General features: G+C 70.2%; 14 protein-coding genes and 2 tRNA genes. 5 read left to right on the forward strand and 11 right to left on the reverse strand.

The features are described from left to right. The first annotated feature begins 260 nt into the window (after positions 1-260). Positions 261-2,786 carry an FxSxx-COOH system tetratricopeptide repeat protein gene (fxsT, locus tag IH26_RS0131130; protein ID WP_063763771.1) on the forward strand — a complete coding sequence of 842 codons (2,526 nt, stop codon included), beginning with the start codon at positions 261-263 and terminating at the stop codon, positions 2,784-2,786. 355 nt (positions 2,787-3,141) lie between these two features. Here the strand turns inward: fxsT and IH26_RS0131135 are convergent. From IH26_RS0131135 to IH26_RS0131160, 6 genes are all read right to left on the reverse strand, one after another. Next, a tRNA-Leu gene (locus IH26_RS0131135) sits at positions 3,142-3,225 on the reverse strand. Positions 3,226-3,440: 215 nt separating this feature from the next. Next, positions 3,441-3,917: a thioredoxin-dependent thiol peroxidase gene (bcp, locus tag IH26_RS0131140; RefSeq protein WP_030439827.1), complete on the reverse strand. Its 477-nt coding sequence runs from the start codon at positions 3,915-3,917 to the stop codon at positions 3,441-3,443. Then, positions 3,914-4,834 carry a hypothetical protein gene (locus IH26_RS0131145; RefSeq protein ID WP_245665684.1) on the reverse strand — a complete coding sequence of 307 codons (921 nt, stop codon included), beginning with the start codon at positions 4,832-4,834 and terminating at the stop codon, positions 3,914-3,916. Before IH26_RS0131145 ends, bcp begins: the two co-directional genes overlap by 4 nt. Beyond that, complete coding sequence (locus IH26_RS0131150; protein ID WP_030439829.1) at positions 4,831-5,574, reverse strand: DsbA family protein; 744 nt, start codon at positions 5,572-5,574, stop codon at positions 4,831-4,833. Before IH26_RS0131150 ends, IH26_RS0131145 begins: the two co-directional genes overlap by 4 nt. Further along, positions 5,571-6,038, reverse strand: a complete 468-nt coding sequence (locus tag IH26_RS0131155; protein WP_245665685.1) for a MauE/DoxX family redox-associated membrane protein — start codon at positions 6,036-6,038, stop codon at positions 5,571-5,573. The genes IH26_RS0131150 and IH26_RS0131155 overlap by 4 nt, the downstream gene beginning before the upstream one ends. Before the next feature lie 109 nt (positions 6,039-6,147). Continuing rightward, the gene (locus IH26_RS0131160; protein WP_030439831.1) at positions 6,148-6,684 is read right to left on the reverse strand and encodes a sigma-70 family RNA polymerase sigma factor; all 537 of its coding nucleotides are present in this window, start codon (positions 6,682-6,684) and stop codon (positions 6,148-6,150) included. Between the two features lie 105 nt (positions 6,685-6,789). Between IH26_RS0131160 and IH26_RS0131165 the strand changes: the two genes are divergently transcribed. The 4 genes from IH26_RS0131165 (at position 6,790) to IH26_RS0131180 (ending at position 13,432) form a co-directional block, all read left to right on the forward strand. Further along, positions 6,790-8,448, forward strand: coding sequence for a copper resistance CopC/CopD family protein (locus IH26_RS0131165; protein WP_030439832.1), 1,659 nt, complete (start codon positions 6,790-6,792; stop codon positions 8,446-8,448). A gap of 143 nt (positions 8,449-8,591) precedes the next feature. Further along, on the forward strand, positions 8,592-12,419 hold the full coding sequence (locus tag IH26_RS63265; protein ID WP_051808806.1) for a hypothetical protein: 3,828 nt from the start codon (positions 8,592-8,594) through the stop codon (positions 12,417-12,419). A 252-nt stretch (positions 12,420-12,671) separates the two neighbouring features. Beyond that, positions 12,672-13,262 carry an oligoribonuclease gene (orn, locus tag IH26_RS0131175; protein ID WP_084599198.1) on the forward strand — a complete coding sequence of 197 codons (591 nt, stop codon included), beginning with the start codon at positions 12,672-12,674 and terminating at the stop codon, positions 13,260-13,262. 94 nt (positions 13,263-13,356) lie between these two features. Then, a tRNA-His gene (locus tag IH26_RS0131180) sits at positions 13,357-13,432 on the forward strand. A 54-nt stretch (positions 13,433-13,486) separates the two neighbouring features. Here the strand turns inward: IH26_RS0131180 and IH26_RS0131185 are convergent. From IH26_RS0131185 to IH26_RS0131200, 5 genes are all read right to left on the reverse strand, one after another. Further along, positions 13,487-14,953, reverse strand: a complete 1,467-nt coding sequence (locus IH26_RS0131185) for a tyrosine-type recombinase/integrase (protein ID WP_157437472.1) — start codon at positions 14,951-14,953, stop codon at positions 13,487-13,489. Between the two features lie 26 nt (positions 14,954-14,979). Then, positions 14,980-15,327, reverse strand: a complete 348-nt coding sequence (locus tag IH26_RS60150; RefSeq protein ID WP_157437473.1) for a helix-turn-helix domain-containing protein — start codon at positions 15,325-15,327, stop codon at positions 14,980-14,982. A gap of 483 nt (positions 15,328-15,810) precedes the next feature. After that, positions 15,811-17,415 carry a hypothetical protein gene (locus IH26_RS0131190; RefSeq protein ID WP_051808807.1) on the reverse strand — a complete coding sequence of 535 codons (1,605 nt, stop codon included), beginning with the start codon at positions 17,413-17,415 and terminating at the stop codon, positions 15,811-15,813. Next, positions 17,412-18,350, reverse strand: coding sequence for a hypothetical protein (locus IH26_RS62315; protein WP_051808809.1), 939 nt, complete (start codon positions 18,348-18,350; stop codon positions 17,412-17,414). Before IH26_RS62315 ends, IH26_RS0131190 begins: the two co-directional genes overlap by 4 nt. Beyond that, the gene (locus IH26_RS0131200; protein WP_030439838.1) at positions 18,347-19,303 is read right to left on the reverse strand and encodes a bifunctional DNA primase/polymerase; all 957 of its coding nucleotides are present in this window, start codon (positions 19,301-19,303) and stop codon (positions 18,347-18,349) included. The genes IH26_RS62315 and IH26_RS0131200 overlap by 4 nt, the downstream gene beginning before the upstream one ends. Positions 19,304-19,345 lie beyond the last annotated feature (42 nt).

Below are 19,345 nucleotides of genomic sequence, written 5' to 3' on the forward strand. Positions count from 1 at the left end.
GGCCCCGATGGAGTGGACGGCCCCAACGGCGGCCGACCCGATCGGCCAAGATATCCGTATTTGGCTGCGTAGGCCGCTCGACCGGCTGGGCCTCCGCACGGAGTCAGCGGTGTCCTCCGCGCCCGGAGTGGTGACAGGCTCATGCGCCGGCGAGAAGCCAGAACAAGCACTCGACCGCTTTTATCTCGACAAGTAACGAAACTAACGGCAAGTTGGACCTAATAGACAAACCGAGTGACGGCGAAACCGGAGACCACGACATGCAAACGGTCATCCCGACTACGGCCAGTTCAGTACGGTTGCCGCGCGTCTGGGGCGGAGTTCCGCCGAGGAACCCGAACTTCACGGGCCGTGATCTCATACTCGAGCGCTTGCACAAGGAACTGCTGGAAGCGCGGGAGACGGCGGTACTTCCGCAGGCCCTGCACGGCATGGGCGGCGTCGGCAAGTCCCAGGTCGCCATCGAGTACGTCCATCGCCACAGCAGCGACTACGACCTCGTCTGGTGGATACCCGCCGAGCAGGACAGTCAGGTGCTGGCTTCGCTGACGCGCCTCGCTCAGCGGCTCCATCTCGAGGTCAGCCCTGAGGCGGACAGCGCCGTGCCAGCCGTACAGGATGCGCTGAACACGGGCGAGATCGAATACAAGCGGTGGCTGCTCGTCTTCGACAACGCGGAGTCCATGCAGGATGTCCGCCCCTACTTCCCGACCGGTGGGGCTGGAAAGATCCTGGTCACCTCGCGGAATCCGGAGTGGTCCGCCGTAGCGCGGTCACTGGAGGTAGATGTCTTCACCCGCGAGGAAAGCCGCAAGTTCCTCAGGAGCCGGACACCAGAGCTGTCCGACAAAGACGCCGGCCGGCTGGCTGAGGCGTTGGGTGACCTGCCGCTCGCCGTCGAGCAGGCCGCCGCCTGGCACACGACGACCGGGATGCCGGTCGGTGAGTATCTCGAGCTGCTCAGCGAGAAATCGCTTGAGCTGCTCAACGAGAACGCGCCGCCGGATTACCCCCGTTCGGTCGCCGCCGCGTGGAACGTTTCCCTCGACCGACTGGAGAAGACCGACAACGCCGCTCTCCAACTCCTGCAAGTGTGTTCGTTCTTCTCGCCGGAGCCGATCTCGCGCGAGCTCTTCGGCGAGGCGTTGCCTTCCGGGATCGTCGAACCCCTGGACGAGACGCTCAAGGATCCGATCAAGCTGGCCCGCGCCATCCGGGCTATTTCGCGATCCGCACTGGCCAAGTTCAACCACGAGAGCAACTCTCTTCAGATTCACCGTCTGATCCAGGCGGTCCTGGTCAGACGGATGGACGAGGATCAACGGGATCTGATGCGCTCGGGCGCGCAGGCGCTCCTCGCCGCCGCAAATCCGCACAGCCCGGGTCGTCGCAGCACGTGGGACAGGTACCAGGCGCTGCTGCCGCACGTTCGAATGTCCGACGCCATCGCATCCAACAACCCGAGTGTTCTTCGCCTGGTCCTGGAAATGGTGGAGTTCCTCTACCACTGGGGCGACCACCGCGGCTGTCTCGAACTTGCCGAAGAAGCCCACCGAAACTGGCTCAGCAAGTTGGGCGAGGACGACCCGCACACCCTGCGTCTGGCGAAATTCCTCGGCTACATCAAGGCGTTGATGGGTCAGTACGCGCAAGCCGGCCAATTGTTCGAGCGAAGCCTCGAGCTCTACCGCGAGACGGTCGGCGATGACGACGAGGGCACCTTGGACGCCAAGCTTCTGGTGGCCTACTCGCTGCGCCTGCGAGGTGACTTCGCCGAGGCCAGAAAGCTGGATGAGGAGACGTTCCTGACCTGTCGCCGGATTTTCGGCGAGGACGACCCGGTCACTCTTCGCGCCGCCCACAACCTAGGGCTCAGCCTGCGACTGGTCGGCGAGTTCGGGCAGGCGGAAAGGCGGGACAGGGACACCTACGAACGTCGCCGGGCAATCCTCGGTGCCGACGATTCCGAGTCACTTCGCACGCTGCGCAACTGGCTGGTCGATCGTCGCGAGAGTGGGGACTTCGTCAATGCCGCACGGGAGCTGGAGGCGGCGCTCAAGCGGACGCTTGCGGCAACTGACCAGAGAAACCCGCAGGTCATGCAGGCCACTCGCGATCTGGCGGTGGCGCGGCGGAAGGCCGGCGATCACCAGAGGGCACTCGAGTGCTCCGCTGATGCGCTGGAACGCTTCCGGCGCCGCTACGGGGACGATTTCCCGGACACCATGGCGGCGGCGCTCAGCCACGCCGTCGATCTCCGCCAGACCGGCAAGCTGGAAGACGCCCGTAGGCTAGGCGAACAAACGCTGCAGCGATATCGGGCAAGCCTGGGCGAGCTTCATCCGCACACCCTCTCCGCCCAGGTCAACCTGGCAATCGTCGATCGTCGGCTCGGTTTCCCGCAAAAGGCGTACCGGGCCGACAAGGAGAGCCTGGAGAGCCTGACAGCCCGGCTGGGCAAGAACCATCCGACCTCGCTCGCGTGCGCCACCAACCTGGCGAGCGACCTGTTCGCGATGGGCGACGTCGACGCCGCCCACGAGCTGGACACGGACACGCTCGCCCGCTCGGAGAAGGTGCTCGGCGTGGAGCATCCGTCGACCCTGGCAATCGGTGTGAACCTGGCGCTGGATCTCCGGGCGCTGGGCCGGGAGCAGGAGGCGGACCTTCTGCACACCGACACCATGGCTCGCTTCCGGCGGTCCCTTGGGGATCAGCACCCAGCGACCTTGAACGCGCTGCGCAGCCTGCGGGCGGACTGCGATCTGGATCCGATGCCGCTCTGATCATCGCCGGGGCCGCGGCAGGCTCGGTTCCGACCGAAACTGATGTCCGCGGCCCCGGCCCACGTCCGGCCATGCGGCGCCGGCGAGCGGCCGTTCGGTCCGGACCGTCGCCGACGGCCACCGCCAGCCCCGCCCACGCAGCCGCCAAGGTCGCCCGATGTAGCAGGCGATCAAGCTTGATGTGCTGAAGTTCGTGGACCAGAGCGAGCGCCAAGGCAAGAGGATCGGACAAGCTCGACACCAGAGCGGACCCGGGAGTTCGGCATCGCCCCCGGCGAGGCCGCTAGTTGCGCCGCATCGAGCCTGAGCCGGCGGCGGCCGGTGCGTTGCGCGGCCGCCCGGACAGAACCCTCGGTGCGGAAGAGGGGACTCGAACCCCTACGTCCTCTCGGACACTGGGACCTAAACCCAGCGCGGCTGCCAATTACGCCACTCCCGCCCGAACAGCCTCCAGGGCTGCTCGTGAGCAGAGTGTAAACCGTCCCAGGTCAATCCACGGTCACCGCCGGTGCGGGTGCCGGGGATCGCCCGGCACGGCGGCCGCCTTGCGGGTTGGTGCCGCATGACGGCCGCCGTGGGACGGGGGACCGGAACCTGTCGGTCGAAGTGACTTGTCGTAATGATCGGCAGGGTGGGGGCGGATCTGCGGGAAAATCAGTCGATTCCCAGGTCGCGGCGCAGCTTGGCGACGTGGCCGGTGGCCTTCACGTTGTAGAGGGCGCGCTCGATCTTGCCGTCCTCGTCGATCACGAAGGTGGAGCGGATCACGCCCATGACCGTCTTGCCGTAGTTCTTCTTCTCGCCGAACGCTCCGTACGCCGTCAGGACGCTCTTGTCCTCGTCGCTGACCAGGGGGAACGTGATGGCGTCGCGCTCGCGGAACTTGGCCAGCTTGGCCGGCTTGTCGGGCGAGATGCCGACCACCTCGTAGCCCGCGGCCTGCAGCGACGCCAGCGAGTCGCGGAAGTCGCAGGCCTGGGTGGTGCAGCCGGGGGTCATCGCGGCGGGATACGCATACAGCACGACCTTGCGGCCGCGCAGGTCCTTCAGGGTCAGCCGGTCGCCGTTGTCGGTGGGCAGCGAGAACTCGGGCGCGTCGTCGCCGGCGGAGAGTCGGGCGGTCTCAGTCATGCGACGACCATAGTCCGGTCCTCCGACACTTCCGGGCGTGCCGGGGGAAGGGCCGCACGCAGGCGCATCACCCCGGTGACGGCCATCGCGACGCCGACGCCGAGGGCCATCGCCACGAAGGCGCGGGACAGCTCGGGCGGCCCGGCCGTGGGCAGCACCGCGGCGCCGAAAGCGGCGGTTTGGGTGATCCCGGCGAAGAGCGCCAGGCAGGTGCCGGAGAGGGCCAGGTAGAACGGCGGGTGGCGGACGACGGCGGCCAGCGGGAGCAGGCCCGCCACCACGAGCACGGGCGAGGGGGTGCCGCCGTCGAGGGTGGTGCTCACGGCGTACGCAAGCGGGGAAAGACCACCGATGAGCGCAACCGGCCGCAGCCCCCTCGGCCACCGTCTGAGCAGGGCGAATGCGGTTATGGCGCAGAGCGCCGCGAAGGTCCACCAGAGGCCGGCGCGGGGCGGCGCTTCCCAGGCGACCGTGCCGGTCAGGGGGAAGACGCGAGTCTGCTCGCGCAGCGGGACGGTCCAATTCTGGGGGCGATGCAGCAGACCCGGGCCGAGCCAGCGGACGCGGTCGTCATGCCAGCGCACGGTCGTCGCGGAGGAGACCTTTCGCCAGCTGGGTGGGGCGGTGGGATCGGCGGGGGAATTGATGTTCTGCCAGGTGCCGTCCGGCCGGACGTCGAGGTAGGGCTCGCCGGAGTAGCCGAGCACCTCGACCGAGTGCCCCGTCTCGTTCTCGAGCTCGAGCCGCGCGCCGGCCTCGACCGTGCGGATCGTCAGGCCCGGCTCGGGTGGGCTGATGCCGGTGATCCGGATGCGATAGGCGGTCGGGTCGGGGACGTCGCCGCCGTGCGCGAACGCGGGCGTGGCCGGCGCGAGGAGCGCGCCGGCCACGATCACCAGAAGGGCGAGGCGGTTCACCCCGCGGCCGCCGCCACGGTCTTCGCCAGCAGGTCGTGGGTGGGCGGGTTGCCGTTCGCGTCGGTCAGCTGCTTGCCGTTGACGACGACCGTCGGCGTGCCGTTGAAGCCGCGGGCCGAGAAGGTGTCGGTGACCGTGGCGACCCACGCGTCATAGGTCTTGTTGTTGACCGCGTTGGCGAACGTGTCGCCGAGCCCGACCGACTTGCCCAGCTCGATCAGCTTGGCGTCGCTGAGGCCGGTGCTGTTCTCCTCCGGCTGGTTCGCGTAGAGGACGTCGAAGTACTCCTGGAACTTGCCCTCCTGGGCCGCCTCGGCCGCCGCGCCGGCCGCCCGGGTCGAGTACTTCGTGCCCTGCGACCGGTCGTCGAGGATCGCGACCATGTGGTACCGCACGGTCACCTTCTTGTCCGCGACCAGCTGTTTGATCGTCGCGGCCGAGTCGGTCTCGAACTCGTGGCAGATCGGGCACATGAAGTCCTCGTAGAGGTCGAGCGTGACCGGGCCGGTGCCGACGGCGAACGCGGTGCCGCTGTCGACCGCGACGCTCGGCGTGACGACCTTGCTGCTGGTCGTCTTGGTCTGGTTGCTGTACACCACGAACCCGATCAGGCCGGCGATCACCAGCACGGCCACCACGGCCACCGACGTCCAGATGGTCACCTGGCGGCGCTTGGCGGCCGCCTTCTGCTGCTCGACGATCCGGCGGGCCGCGGCGCGGTCCCGTTGCGACTTGCTCATCGTTCCCCCATCAAAAGACCGTCCAGCGAGAACCGGGTGCGCGGCTTCACCAGCAGGATCCCGGCGAGGATCAGGAATCCGACGTCGCGCAGGACCTCCCGGCCGTACTCCGCGCTGCGCCCGGCGGCCAGGTCGCCGCCCTTGCTGAAGCAGCCGCAGTCGATCTGCAGCCCGCGGGCCCACGCCGACACGATCCCGGCGATGAAGATCACCAGCAGCAGGGCCGCGATCGCCGCGCTGAGGCGGACCGCCAGGCCGATCAGCAGCAGCAGGCCGAGCGCGATCTCCAGGAATGGCTGGACCGCGCCGATCACCTTGGCCGTGTCGTAGGAGAACAGCCGGTACGCGTTCACCGCGCGCCCGGACGCGGCCAGGTCATCCACCTTGAGCAGGCCGGCGGTCAGGAACACGGCGGCCAGGCCGAGCCGGGCGAGCGTGGAGACCCACGGCCAGGCAGCCGTCATCCGGGCAGACAACTGCCTCGTTTCCATCGTCACGCCCTATTGGTCGAAGTTCTCGGCCCCTAGGTTCCCTCGCTGGGCTGTGCTTTGTCTGAAGAAACCCTGAGGGTTGTCAGACGGCGCGCGCCCGGGCGACGGCGGTGACGAGCTCGTCGCGGGCCCGGGCCACCCGGGAGCGGATGGTGCCGACCGGCACCTCCTCGACCGCGGCCGCCTCGGCGTAGGAGAGGCCGAGCACCTGGGTGAGCACGAACGCGGTGCGCCGCTCCTCGCTGAGCCGGCCGAGCAGGTCGGCGGTGCCCAGGCGGTGGGCCGGGTCGGGGACCGGCAGCTCGGTGGCGGCCTGGGCGGCGAGCCGCGCGTCGAGCCGCCGGCGGCGGACGACGGAGCGGAGGTGGTCGGCGCAGGTGCGGCGGGCGATTCCCAGCAGCCACGTACGCGCGGAGGAGCGCCCCTCGAACCCGGGCAGGGACTTGAACGCCCGCAGGTATGTCTCCTGGGTGAGGTCGTCGGCGGCGCCCGGGTCGACCAGGGCGGCGGTGAAGCGCCACACCTCGGCCTGGGTGGCCCGGACGAACTCGGCCAGCGCGTCGCCGTCGCCGGCCCCGGCGGCCAGCGCGAGCTCCGTGGTGCCCTCACCCTCCATCATGCCGGGCAATGGTACGGGAAGCGGAATTGTCGGTGGCCTCTGGAACCATGTGGGGCGCACCGGCGACTACCCCGCCGGTGGGCAGTTCTGACCGGATCGAGGAACATGGCGCGCATGACCTTTGATCGTCGCCGGGCCCTGGCGGGGGCGGCCGGCCTGTTGCTCGGGCTCTTCGGGGTGCTGCTCGCGGCCGCGCCGGCCAGCGCGCACGCCGCTCTGGTGGCCACCGACCCGGGCAACGGCACGATCGTGCCCGACGCCCCGAACAAGGTGACCCTGACGTTCAGCGAGTCGGTGCAGCTGATCAGCGGCAAGATCCAGGTGCTCGGGCCGGACAACTCGCGCGCCGACCAGGGCGAGCCGACGGTGAACGGCGGCACCGTGACGATCCCGCTGCGCTCGGGTGGCGGCCGGGGGACGTACCTGGTCAGCTATCGGGTGATCTCGGCGGACAGTCACCCGGTCGGCGGCAGCATCACCTATTCGGTGGGCGCCGCGTCGACGCCACCGTCCGCGGCGGTCAACGACACCAAGGTCGATCCGGTGGTCCGCGGGCTCATCCCCGTGGGCAAGTACCTGGGGTATGCCGGGCTCGTGCTCCTGGTCGGGCCGGCGCTGGTGCTGGCCCTGCTCTGGCCGCACCGGCTGAGTCGCCGCGGGCCGGCCCGGCTGATCTGGACCGGCATGGGGCTGGTGACGGTCAGCACCCTGACGGCGATCTGGCTGCAGGTGCCCTACACCCTCGGGACCAAGCTTTTCGACGTACGCATCGGGGATCTGCGCGACGTGCTCGGCAGTACGTTCGGCGCGGTGATGCTGGTCCGCCTGGGTGTGCTGTGTGCGGCCGCCTTCCTGCTCCGGCCCTTGCTACGGGGCTCGGGCTCGGAGTCGAAGACGGATCTCGCCCTGCTCGGCGTCCTCGGCGTGGCCGCGCTGGCCACCTGGCCGCTCACCGGGCACCCGACCGCGTCCCCGGTGGCCGGCGTCTCGGTGGTGATCGACGCGATCCACCTGGCCGCCATGTCGGTGTGGCTGGGCGGCCTGGTCATGCTGGTGGGCTTCCTGCTGCGCCAGGCGAACGAACGGGAGCTCGCGGCGATCCTGCCGATCTGGTCGCGCTGGGCGGCGACAGCGGTGAGCGCGCTGATCCTGGCCGGCGTGGTGCAGGCGCTGATCGAGGTGTCCTCGATCAGCGGGCTGGTCGACAGCACGTACGGGCGGCTGATCCTGGTCAAGGTCGCGCTCGCGGCCGGCGTGCTGGTGGTGGCCTGGTTCTCCCGGCGGATCGTGCGGTCGCGCACGGCCGAGAAGAAACCGCGCGGCCTGCGCCGGCTGGTCGGGGTCGAGCTGGCGATCACGGCGGTGGTGCTGGGCGTGACCGCGGCGCTGGTGCAGATCGCGCCGCCGCGCACCGCCGAGGCGGCCGGCACCGGCTCCACCACCTCGACCGTGAGCCAGACGCTGACCAGCAGCACGATGGCCATGCAGGTGGACATCTTCCCGGCGACGGTCGGGAACAATTCCCTTCACCTGTACGCGTACACGCCGGACAACAAGCCGCTCACGGTCGTGGAATGGACCGGGACGGCGGCTCTGCCGGCCAAGGGGATCGAGCCCATCCCGATCCCGTTGCTGCGGATCACCGACTTCCATGCGGTCGGCGACATAGCGCTGCCGCAGGCGGGCCAGTGGACGTTCAAGTTCACCGCGCGAACGAGCGACGTCGATGAGCAGACGCTCACGATGACCGCCAACATCTCCTGATTTCCGGCACGGTACGGCCCGGTCCTCGCACGAGGTCCGGGCCGTTCTCACATCTATCAGCGATTTAGCGGCTATTTGACCACTTTGGGGTTATTTGGATCTGTATGGTCGGCGCAGTACGGCCTGAGAAGGGGGAGAAGCTGATGCGGGTGCTCCGCACCATCCTCGGAATGCTGCTGCTGACCATCGGCCTGCCGTCGCTGCTGGCCGGCGCGGGGCTGTGGGCGGCCATGCAGCACCGCGACCAGGGCGGCGCGTTCAGCGGCGACCTGCAGCGGCTGATCACCCCCGGGTACGCCCTGGTCGTCCCGGACGTCGACCACCTGCTGCGGTCGGACGCCCCGTTCACCCGGCTCACCCACACCCAGCTGCGGATCACCGTGCGCAGCCAGGACGGGCCGGCCTTCGTCGGCATCGCGCCGACCGCCGCCGTCGACGAATACCTGTACGGCGTCCCGCACAGCACGGTGGAGTCGGTCGACATCGGTACCGGCGCGCTGCCGGTGGCCACCCGGATCGTCGGCGGCCGGCAGGCCCCGGCCGAGATCCCGGCGCGCGCGTCGTTCTGGCTGCGTACCGGGGACGGGGCGCTGGCCTGGTCGCCGGGGGAGGTCACCGGCGGGCCGTACAGCCTGGTCGTGATGAGCCCCGGGGCCAAGCCCGGTCTGCAGTTGACCACGACGGCGGAGTTGCGGCCGGGGTGGCTCGACTCGGGCACATGGGGGCTGCTGACCCTGGGGACGCTGCTGGTGATGGGCGGGCTGATCGTGCTGGCCTGGCCGGCGCGGCGGCGCGAGGTCGTGTACGTGGTCGAGCCGAGCCAGGTGCCGGACCTGATGGCGGCGATCGGTGCGCCGTTGCCGCTTTCGCTTGGGTCTTCGTCTTCGACGGATCGGGGTGCGGGGGCGCACCGGCCGCGAACGCTTGCGGAGGCGCAGCGGGCCGGTGCGCTGCCGTCGGGGGCGTTGCAGTTCACCTGGCCGCCGGTGGGGAGTCCGGCGCTTGCCGGGCCGGAGGCGGTGGCGATGCGGGGGGCGCCCAGCGCGGCCGAGTATGCGGCGGCTACGGCAATTCCCGGCAGTTCGGCTCCCCAGGTCATCGCCGGCCATCTCGTGGATTCCGAGGCCGGGTGTGTTGCCGCTTCGGCGGTTTCGGGTGGTTCTGCGTTTTCTGATGCTTCCGCTGTTTCGGGCGGTTCAGTTGTTACGCCCGCTCCCGTTGCGCCGGCTCCCGTTTCGCCTTCTTCCACTTCGTCCGTCGCGGTTTCGACCGGTTCGGCTTTGAACGGCTCGTCCGCTTCGCTTTCGTCCGTTTCGCTTTCGTCCGTTTCGCCGGCTCCCGTTTCGCCGGCTTCGGGTTCGCCGGCGCCAGGGGAGCCGCTCAGCTTCATTCGGCCGAAGTCGGCCGGTGGGCCGGTGTCGTTGCCGCTCGGCGATCCGCCGTCGGCGCCCGATCCGCTGTTCGGGCGGCGGAGCGAGCGTGGCCGGCGGAATCCGTCGACGCCGGCCGATCTGCCGATGTTTCATGCTTCCGCGGTCGACGCCTGGGTGGCGGAGACCGCCGCCGAGCGAGCCCGGGAAACCGAAGCGGCCGCCGCTGCCCGGTTGGCCGAGGTGGCCCGTAGGAAGGCGTCGACCGAGGAGGAACCGACTTCGCCCTCGTCGCCGGAATCGCGCCGGACCGGGCCGAGGCCGGGCGTCGACCGGCCCGGATCGGGTGGCGGACGGGTGCCGTCCGGGGACCGGGCCGTCGCCGCGGCCTACGAGGCGGGGGCCGCGGATGCGCGGGCCGCGCGCGGTGACTTCACGCCGGCGTCACCCGCCGAGCGGGAAACGGTGGCGGCATCGACGGCCGGTCGGGAGTCGATGATGGCTTCGGCCGGGCGTGACCCCCGCGCGGCCGCCCAGCGGGTCTCCGTGATCACCGGTCCGAACGCGACCGACTGGGCCGCGACCGGCTTGACGCGCGCGGATTCGCGCCGCGTCGGGCGTCAGCCGTCGCCGGGCGTCGGGCAGGGATCGCCCTCGCGCGTCCCGGTTCCCGCCGCCGGGCCGACCTCAAAGACCTCGACCGCGCCGACCTCGACCGCGCCGACCTCGACCGCGCCGACCTCGACCGCGCCGACCTCGACCGCACCGGCTGCGGCCGCGTCTACCGGGATCAAGCCGGCCCAGAACAAGCCGGTTGCGGCCAAGACGGTCCAAGGCGGCGGCACTACCACCGCTGATCCCAGGGCATCGGCGAAGGCGGGACCGACGAGCGTGCCGACTAGGGCCGAGGGGGAGCGGCCGACTCCGTTCCCCAAGGTCTTCGGGCTGGGGCGGCCCTCGGTGGCAGCGGCCGAGCGGGCCGCCGGTGACGCAGAACTCGGTCGAGCAATGGTGAGCGCGGGGCCCGCAGGCGCTACCGTGCAACGCGAAGAATTCTCGGTTAGTTCCGAGGGTGTGGGCTCCCTCCAGCGCGCCACTCCGGGCGCCCCCGCCGAGTCGTCGAATTCCGCGACGACCGCGAGCGCCGGCGCCGAGCCGCCCCTAACCGCCAGTAGGGCGCGGCAGGCCGCGGGAGCGGACACCGGGACCGGTCACCACGACCGCACTCCGGTGTCCGCTCCCCAGCCGAACTCGATCATCGCATCCTCCGGCGCCGCCCCCGACGAGCCCGACCGGCCCGCGGAGCCGAAGGGCGCCCCCCATCGCCCGTCGCCGCGCCAGTCGCCCGCGGGCAGTCCGGCGCCCGACCGAGCGGCCACGTCGCCGGCACCCGGCCGAGCGGCCACGCCGCCAGCGCCCGACCGAGCGGCCACGCCGCCGACAGCCGACCGAGCGGCCACGTCGCCGGCACTCGGCCGAGCGGCCACGCCGCCCGCGCCCGGCCGAACGGCCGCGCCGACTCAGCCCGCCGACCAGGACCGCGCTCCGACCGACGGGAGCGCACCGGCCTCGGCCCGAACGACCGACTCGGCCGCCGCAGGGGTGGGGCGGACGTCCGATGCCGCTCGAGCCGACAAGACGCCCGGCGGCCCGGCGGACGTCCCGGCTGGGGAAACTGGGGCGGCCCGAGCGGCGAACGGCGGTCCGGAAGTATCCGCCGTGATGCACGCGATGGCACGCGGCGAGCGGATCGCCGGCCCGGGCGCTGTCCCGCCGGCGGCGAACGGGTCGGTCGCGGCCGAGTTCACCCCCGATGGGCCGCCCGAAGTCCTCCCGAACACGCGGCCAACCCAGCCCGAGGAGGGCATCGGCGTCGCGGGCCGGCTGCCCGGACTCGGTGGCCGTCCGACGCCGGCCGCCTGGCGCCGGGCCGCGGAGTCGGTAGCCGCCCGAGCCGCGGCCGCCCAAGCGCAGCCCGAACCCGCGGCCGATGTCGCCGACCCGCCCGCCGAGCCGGGGGCAAAACCGGCCAAGACCACTCGAGCACGTGCCACCAAGGCCACCAAGGCGGCCGCCCCCAAGAAAGCGGCCGCGACCAAGGCGTCCCCGACGACGGCTTCCCCAGCAAAGGCGTCCTCGACCACGGCCGCGTCGGCAAAGACGACCCCGGCTAAGGCAGCCCCGGCCAAGGCAACGTCGACTGCTGCCAAGGCGACGCCGGCCGCGACGAAGTCCACCGCGGCGGACAAACCCGCCGTCACCCGCTCGACATCGACAACCGCCGCCAAGTCGGCCACCCGGGCCGCGGCGTCGAGCGCAAGCAGGGTGACCCCAGCCGCCGCGAGCGAGACGACGGCGGCGGGCTCCGGGAATGCGACGCCAGGCGTCGCGGCACCCGCGACCTCGGCGAATCCTGGGCATCCGGTATCGGCCGCGGCGGGCCGGATGTCGGATTACCAGCGGGAAGCGGCCGAACTCCTCGCCGCCTCGGCGCTGCGCCGGCGCCGCCGAACCGTTACGAACCCCGCGGCGATCGAGCCGGCCTCGCCCGAGCCGGTGCGCCGCCGCCGGGCCGCCCCGACCCCTCCCGAGGACGACTGACCACCCTGCTGAGCTGGGCAAAGGAAGAACGAAAGGGCCCTCCGCGCTGCCGACGCGGAGGGCCCTTTACCGGGGGAACGGAGTAACCGAAGGGGGGCTTCGTCCGTTAAGACCAGTTTATCCCGCGAAGCACCCAACTGGGAAGTCCCGCCCCGAAAGCGGGCAAAACGCGTCCCCGGGCGGGTCGTGCCCGGACGGGTGGGCCGTTGGGACGTACCGCCGACACGCCGTACGCGGGCGTAGGCTGTCGGCGTGGCTGATCTTCTGGTGTGGATCGACTGTGAGATGACCGGTCTCGACCTCGGTAAGGACAAGCTCATCGAGGTCGCGGCTCTGGTCACCGACCCCGAGCTCAACGTGCTGGGCGAGGGCGTCGACCTGGTGATCCACGCCGACGACGCGGCGCTGGACGCGATGCCCCCGGTGGTGCGCGACATGCACGCCAAATCCGGGCTCACCGAGGAGGTCCGGCGCTCGGCCATCACGCTCGCCGAGGCGGAGGAGCAGGTCCTCGCGTACGTGCAGGAATTTGTCCCGAATCCCCGCACCGCCCCGCTCTGCGGCAATTCGATCGCCACCGACCGCGGCTTCCTCGCCCGGGACATGCCGACGCTCGACGCGTTCCTCCACTATCGGATGATCGACGTCTCCTCGATCAAGGAGTTGTGCCGCCGCTGGTACCCGCGGGTGTACTTCGGCCAGCCGCCCAAGGGCCTCGCCCACCGGGCCCTCGCCGACATCCGCGAAAGCATCCGTGAGCTGGAGTATTACCGCCGTACGATCTTCGTCCCGCTGCCCGGCCCGGACGTCGAGGCGGCCAAGGCCATCGCCGCCGAGTTGTAGGTCACCCGCCCGCGCCGGTAACCCGCTCGACGACCCCCGCGGGGATGCCGCTATGATTGGCGCGCACCACGGGGCAAGTTCCTCGTGCGCGATGGTGGTCGTAGCTCAGCTGGTAGAGCACCGGGTTGTGGTCCCGGGTGTCGCGGGTTCAAGTCCCGTCGATCACCCCATCGAAAGTCCAGGTCAAAGGGCCTGACTGCGAAAGCGGTCAGGCCCTTTGCCGTTCAGGTGTCCGAATTTGGGAGCAGATTGGGAGCGGAGCCTCCCAACGGGAGCCGCCGGGGCGGGTCGGCCAGCGCCATCAGAGCCGCGTTCAGCGCCGGAACGGCCGACGTGGGAGACAGGGCCGCGCGGGCACGCAGCGACGCCTCCCAGCGCCGCTGAAGTGCGTCACGGATCTCGCTGAGCATCCGGTCGGTGACGTGGCTGTAGATCCCGCGCATGCCCGGCACCTCATGCCCCATCTGCTGCGACTGCGCGACGTACGGAATGCCGTCCTCATCCATCCAGGTCTGATAGCCGTGCCGCTGGCCATGCGGCGTCAGACCGGACAGGATCGGTTGCCACGACGCAATCCGCGAATCGTCCGTGACCCGCGGACGGCCCCGACCCTGCGGCGCCGTATAGGGCTGCCCCGCTTGTGCTGCCGGCCAGGGCGGCAACGGTTTGCCCGGCCACGGATATTGGTGGTCGACCAAAACCGGCATTCGCGGGCGGCTCGCGGAGCGCTGCGGATACCACCCATCAGCGGCCGGCCGGAAAATCCTCTCGCTGAAATTCGACCGCCGATAGTGGCTCGCCTGTGCGGTGAGGAAAGCGTACGAGTCTCCCGCGCACCACGGAATGTGGTTCTTCTCGTCGAGTACAGGAACACACGAACACTTCAGCGATACGTCCGATAGCAGGTGCCGCCTCAACATGCCGTTCAGGAACGGAGGCGTTGCCACCGTCCGCATGGACCCGTCCTTGGGGCGGCCACGATAGAACCGCCCATTGAGTTCGTACAGCTTCCAATGCAGGTCGATCGCGTCGGAATAGATCAGATCTGGCGGGAGGCCGAGAAGCTCGCTCCAGCGGCATCCCGTGTACGCCACCGTGATATCGGCGATAAAAGTAGCGTCCAGCCCTGAAATGGTCGCCGCTCGTTCGGCGATCAGGAGCACTTGCAGGGGGGACGCCCAGACTTTCGCCTCTTTCTCGATGCGTTCGATCCGGCTCCCGCCTTTTCGCCCCTTCCCCTTGCTCTTGGCCGCTGGGTTGAGCGGAATGTACCGAGGGACCGCGTCCGCAAGCGCCGTCGAAAGAGCGCCACGGGCGTTGGCTGCCGTCTTCTTCGAGTATCCAGCGGCGAACAGCCCCTTCTCCCACTTCGAGATTCCCTCGTTCGTCAGCGCCAACAGGGTGCGCTCACCGAGATCGGGGAGGACGATCACCTCGAACAGGTAGCGGTAGCTGTCCAGTGTGCTCGGTTCGAGGTCGAGGGCAGGGAACCAGATATTGACCCACTCGGTCAACGTCATCCGGCCGCCGCGAGGATCGACATACCGATGTGCACGGATCGCCGCTTCCTGATCCCGCGCGTAAGTCTCAGCCGCTGTCTTGGTGGTAAAGCCTGGCTCGGACTCCAGCGCTCCACCTGGTCCCCGCCAGCGGGCGCGCCACAGATTGCCGCGCTTTTCTGCATACCCCATGAACGAAGATTCCTTTCCGGTCGCGATTAGGCGGCAGACTGGCTCAGTCGGCGAGAGGTACGGGGACGCGGTTGAAGCGGAACAACTCGCGGATCGGTGACCTCGACAGGCGAACGACGCTTACGCCGAACCGCAGGAATGACCTGTGATGTCGGCTGAGCGGGAACGTTCGGGGTCTCCTCGTATTCCGCGACGATCCGATGTAGGTGATCCGGCAAGAAGTGGTAACTGCCGCCGAGCATCGTGAACGGAATGCGACGGGCGGCAGCCCTTCTCTCCAGCCAGCTCTTTTTCACCCGCAGGATCACTGCGGCCTCATCGATGGTGAAGACTTCAGGGACCAATCCGGTGATTTCCCGGGCTGGCGTGGTCATGCAGCCTCCTTGGAACGTGCATCGGGCCGCCTGGAACGGCCCGACAGCGCCCGTTCCACGCATGAGGGGTGTAGTCGGGACAGTCAGGGGTGGTGGTTCGTGACCGAGCCGTACAGCGGGCCGCTGAGAGTCACGCTGAGCCAAGATCTCGACGTGGTCGGTATGAAGGGATGCACCGATGTGTGTGCGTGGCTCTCAGGCGGTTCGGGTTTCGCGCCGTCTTGGATCGGGCTGGATTGGCTGAAACATCTCCGCATCTCCGCAGCAGGGGGTCTGACCTGCTGTTTTGTGCTGCGGAGATGGCCGGAAACCATCTCCGCGCATCTCCGCATCTCCGCATGATCTTGGGACGGGTTGGGTTGCGGAGATGCGGAGATGCGCGGAGATCCGATCTGTCGCATCTCCGCAGCGTGTTTTCCCTGGTAGAGGGACGTTTCTTCGGTGGCTTGCGGAGATGCGGAGATGTTTCAGCGGGGTTGGGGGTTACCCGCGGTGGTGCTCGACGTGGAAAACAGATCGGTCGCCGCGTTCGGAGGGTTCGGCGCGGAGGACCCATTCGCCGCGCCACCTGCCGTTTTGGCCGGTGAGCATGCGCCCGAGCGGGACCGCGTTGGGCAAACGGCCGTTCTTGCTGGTGATGAACAAGCCGTCCCACGGGTCGTGCAGGTCCCCGCCGATCTGCACGGGGTCGGCGCTGCGGCGTAGCTCGGCCGCAGTGACCGGAGAGCTTCCGTGCCGTTCGTGCCATGCCGACAGGAAGCCGCGCCAGCGGATTTCGTCCTCATCGACGCTGCGGACCTCGGCGATGTTGGTCAGGAACCCGTCGATGCCGTGGTGGGCGAGGAACCCGCCGAGGGCTTGCGCCCATGGGGTGAACTGCCGCATCGAGATCCCGACCGCGCGGGGCGCGCCGGCGCGGGTCCAGTCCAGGACCAGGATCAGGACGTGCCAGAGCACGGTCATCTGGTTGGCCGGAATGGTGATCCACTGGTCGAGGTGCGGGATACCGAACCCGGTCTGGTCCCGCGATTCGGGGTGCGGCATGTCCGGATCGAGGTGGACCCGCACCGTACGGGAGGCCATGTCCCCGCCGACCTGGAGATTGTTCCCGGTCGCCATCCACAGCCGGTCATTGACCGACGCGACGTTGCGGGAGGTGCCCAACTGCCGGTCGGACCATTCCCGCTGAGTGATCAACTGGGCTAGTACGGCCGAGTCGATGACGGTGCCTTCTTCCAGGTTGTCCCAGATGACCACGCCGATCTGATCGGCGAATACCGCCGTGATCGACTTGCGCAGTTCGCCGTCCTCATCGGGCCAGGTGAGGATTTTCTGCCCGTAGAGCATGCCCGGCCCGCCGGTCAGGATGCTCTTGCCGGAGGCGGGCATGGTCGCGTCGATCAGCCCGAACGGGGTCAGGCTGCGGGTGAAGTGCCGCAGGATTGGCGTGGCCAGCAGCGCCACATAGTTGGCCCGGTCGGCCGGCGATGACCAGGGGAAGTCGCGCAGGAACCGGCCGAGCAGGAACGCCCGCGCCTCGCCCACCTGCTGCGAGCTCGGCTTGTCCGGAACGGGCGGTAGGTCGACCTTGGAGGCTAGGTAGAGGCCTGTCGCGGGGTCGTAGCCGGGGGCCTGCAACAGGGTGCCGTCCCGGCGCAGCACCGGCGCCCCGATGATCGCTCGCAGGGCGGGGACGCCGGGCCAGGTCTTACCGGCCAGCACGGCCGCCATCACCTCGCGCGACGGGGTGCATTCCTCGTCGTAGGGTTCCATCTCACCGTCCTTGTCCTTGCGGTATTTGGTGCGGTACACGTGCGCGTGTTGCGCGAGCAGCCCGGCCAGGCCGGCCGGGTTGACCGGGCTCGCCGTGACCGGCAGCGGGGAGTCCTCATCGGCGGCGCCGGCCAGCCCACCGGAGACGGTCTCCATGTGGGTGAGCGCCCCGTCGGACACGTACGTGTCGGGCAGCAGACCCGTGGTCAGTTCCTTCTTGAGGGTGCGGATCGTCTCCGGCCCGGTGCCGACCTTGACCCGCCGCGCGCCGTCCACGGCGTCCGGGCCGCCGTCGTGTGCCTGACCGCGGGTCATGCCGCTACTCCTTCCGTGCAAGCCAGCCGGGCAATCGCAGGCGTCGCGCCCCGATCGCGACGCGACGCGTCGGCCCGGGCGGGATCCGACGCGTCGTCCAGGACCTCGAGCGACGCGTCGTGTCTCGCGGCCGCTGGACGCGACGCGTCGGGTTCATCTGGATCCGACGCGTCGCGTACGGCCGCGGGCGACGGCTGGCCTGCGGTGTAGGCGGCCCACGCGCGGCCGACGGCGCCGGAGCCGGGGAACAGGTCGTCGAACTGGTCGCCGGGAGCGGCGCCGAGTAGGTCGAACAGCCACCGGCAGAACGCGGCCGGTTTCGCGCCGATCACCCGTCCCGGGAGGGTGGTCATCGGTGCGATCCCGTGCACGAGGGAGTCGACGCGTCGCGTCTGCAGCGGCTGGTCGACGCGCGACGGCTCGGCCGGCCGGCCGCCGTGGTAGATGACCGGTTCCCACGCGTTGAGCGGCCACCGGCTCACGGTGGGTCGCTCGCCGCGGTGCCACGCCGCGACGCGTACCCCGGCTGGGCAGAGCGCCAGCACGGCCGGCAGCGCCGCGGCGGAGGTGGACAGCGCCCACCCGTCGTAGCCGGTCAGCCGAGCGATCAGCGCTGCGTGGTCCACCTCCCCCGCGTAGTCCGGGTGCCCGCGGTACAGCCACGCCTTGCCCGGATACGGCGGATCGGCGTACGCCAGCCGCAACGGCCCACCGGCGTCCGTGACCGCCGGACTTCCGGCCGCCCGGGTGAACCGATGCCGGGCCTGCCGGCACCGTTTCGAGCAGCACACCGCATCGCGCCGCGCCCTGTCTGGGATCGGCTGCTCACACCATGCGCACAGCCGTCGCGTCTCGCCGGCGGCACGCGACGCGTCGGGTGCCACCACGGCGGGACGCGACGCGTCGTTCCCGCCGGCGAACGCGACGGCTGTCATGCCACCCTCCTCGGGTTGTCCGCTCCGTAGCGCAGGCCGGAGCGGATGGTGCGGGCGGTCTCCCCCTCGCCGAGTCCGATCGCCAACGCGGTCGGGGTCAGCGCTTCGATCACCTCCTGTTCCGTCAGGGCGCCCCCGGCCGCGAGCTGGCCGAGGGACACCGCCCCGCCGAGTAGCGCGGCGTTGCGCTCCCCGGTGGGCGCTGCGGCAAGGTGGTCGAGGGTCCGCCGGACCGCGCCGCGCACGTACGCACTCCGCCTGAATGCGGAGAAATCGCCCAGCACCTTGCGTGGCCCGGCCGGCTCGGCCGGGCGGAGCAGAGCGGCGAGCCATGCGGGCAGTGGCATTGGCGGCCGGTCGAGCAGTAGCCGGTACGCCCGCCCGCCGACGGTCGAACCGGCGGCGACGACGTAGCCGCCGTGCGCCCGGGTGTCGATCAGATATCCGAGGCCGCCCCGCTCGCCTTGGGTGTTGCGTAGCGGCGGCCCGGCCGGGTGCTCGAAGAACAGGTGCCGGCCACCGGTGCCGGTCCCCACCGTGTAGGTGTCGTCCGGTACGGGCTGCCCGTGCTCGCGGCACAGGTCGGTGAACACTTCCCGGCCGTGCCCGTAGTGGTCACGGCCGGCCGGCGGGCGGGCGTCGGGCTTGCGGACGTCGAGGTCGATCACCACAAGGCGGGAGGGTCCGCAGGCGATGCCGATGTTGTACGGCGTGCGCGCCCACGCCCGGCCGATGCGGGCCGGGTCGGTGGTGGCGCGGGGTTCCCACCCGGTGTGCCCGTCGCGGCAACGCGGGTCCGTGCCGGGACATCGTTCGATGTCGTGGTCCGGGAAGGCGGGCCGCTTGGGGTGGTCCGGGTCGCGCGGCCGGTTGTCACAGCGGAGCGGGAAGACGTGCCAGCCGAGGGCGGCGTGGCCGAGGGCGGCGGCCCGCAGCGGGCCGGGGTCGAGCATGAGGAGTCCCCTCCTTGGTCGGAAAGGCGGAAGGCCGTATCG

The organism is Actinoplanes subtropicus (assembly GCF_000721705.1).
In the GTDB taxonomy this organism is placed as follows: Bacteria; Actinomycetota; Actinomycetes; order Mycobacteriales; family Micromonosporaceae; genus Actinoplanes; species Actinoplanes subtropicus.

Excerpts from the sequence above, each read along its gene's own strand:
- bcp (WP_030439827.1), bottom strand. The coding sequence starts at position 3,917 with ATGACTGAGACCGCCCGACTCTCCGCCGGCGACGACGCGCCCGAGTTC.
- IH26_RS0131150 (WP_030439829.1), bottom strand. The coding sequence starts at position 5,574 with ATGAGCAAGTCGCAACGGGACCGCGCCGCGGCCCGCCGGATCGTCGAG.
- IH26_RS0131200 (WP_030439838.1), bottom strand. The coding sequence starts at position 19,303 with ATGCTCGACCCCGGCCCGCTGCGGGCCGCCGCCCTCGGCCACGCCGCC.
- IH26_RS63265 (WP_051808806.1), top strand. The coding sequence starts at position 8,592 with ATGCGGGTGCTCCGCACCATCCTCGGAATGCTGCTGCTGACCATCGGC.
- IH26_RS0131160 (WP_030439831.1), bottom strand. The coding sequence starts at position 6,684 with ATGATGGAGGGTGAGGGCACCACGGAGCTCGCGCTGGCCGCCGGGGCC.
- IH26_RS62315 (WP_051808809.1), bottom strand. The coding sequence starts at position 18,350 with ATGACAGCCGTCGCGTTCGCCGGCGGGAACGACGCGTCGCGTCCCGCC.
- IH26_RS0131165 (WP_030439832.1), top strand. The coding sequence starts at position 6,790 with ATGGCGCGCATGACCTTTGATCGTCGCCGGGCCCTGGCGGGGGCGGCC.
- IH26_RS0131155 (WP_245665685.1), bottom strand. The coding sequence starts at position 6,038 with ATGACGGCTGCCTGGCCGTGGGTCTCCACGCTCGCCCGGCTCGGCCTG.
- fxsT (WP_063763771.1), top strand. The coding sequence starts at position 261 with ATGCAAACGGTCATCCCGACTACGGCCAGTTCAGTACGGTTGCCGCGC.
- IH26_RS60150 (WP_157437473.1), bottom strand. The coding sequence starts at position 15,327 with ATGACCACGCCAGCCCGGGAAATCACCGGATTGGTCCCTGAAGTCTTC.
- IH26_RS0131190 (WP_051808807.1), bottom strand. The coding sequence starts at position 17,415 with ATGACCCGCGGTCAGGCACACGACGGCGGCCCGGACGCCGTGGACGGC.
- IH26_RS0131185 (WP_157437472.1), bottom strand. The coding sequence starts at position 14,953 with ATGGGGTATGCAGAAAAGCGCGGCAATCTGTGGCGCGCCCGCTGGCGG.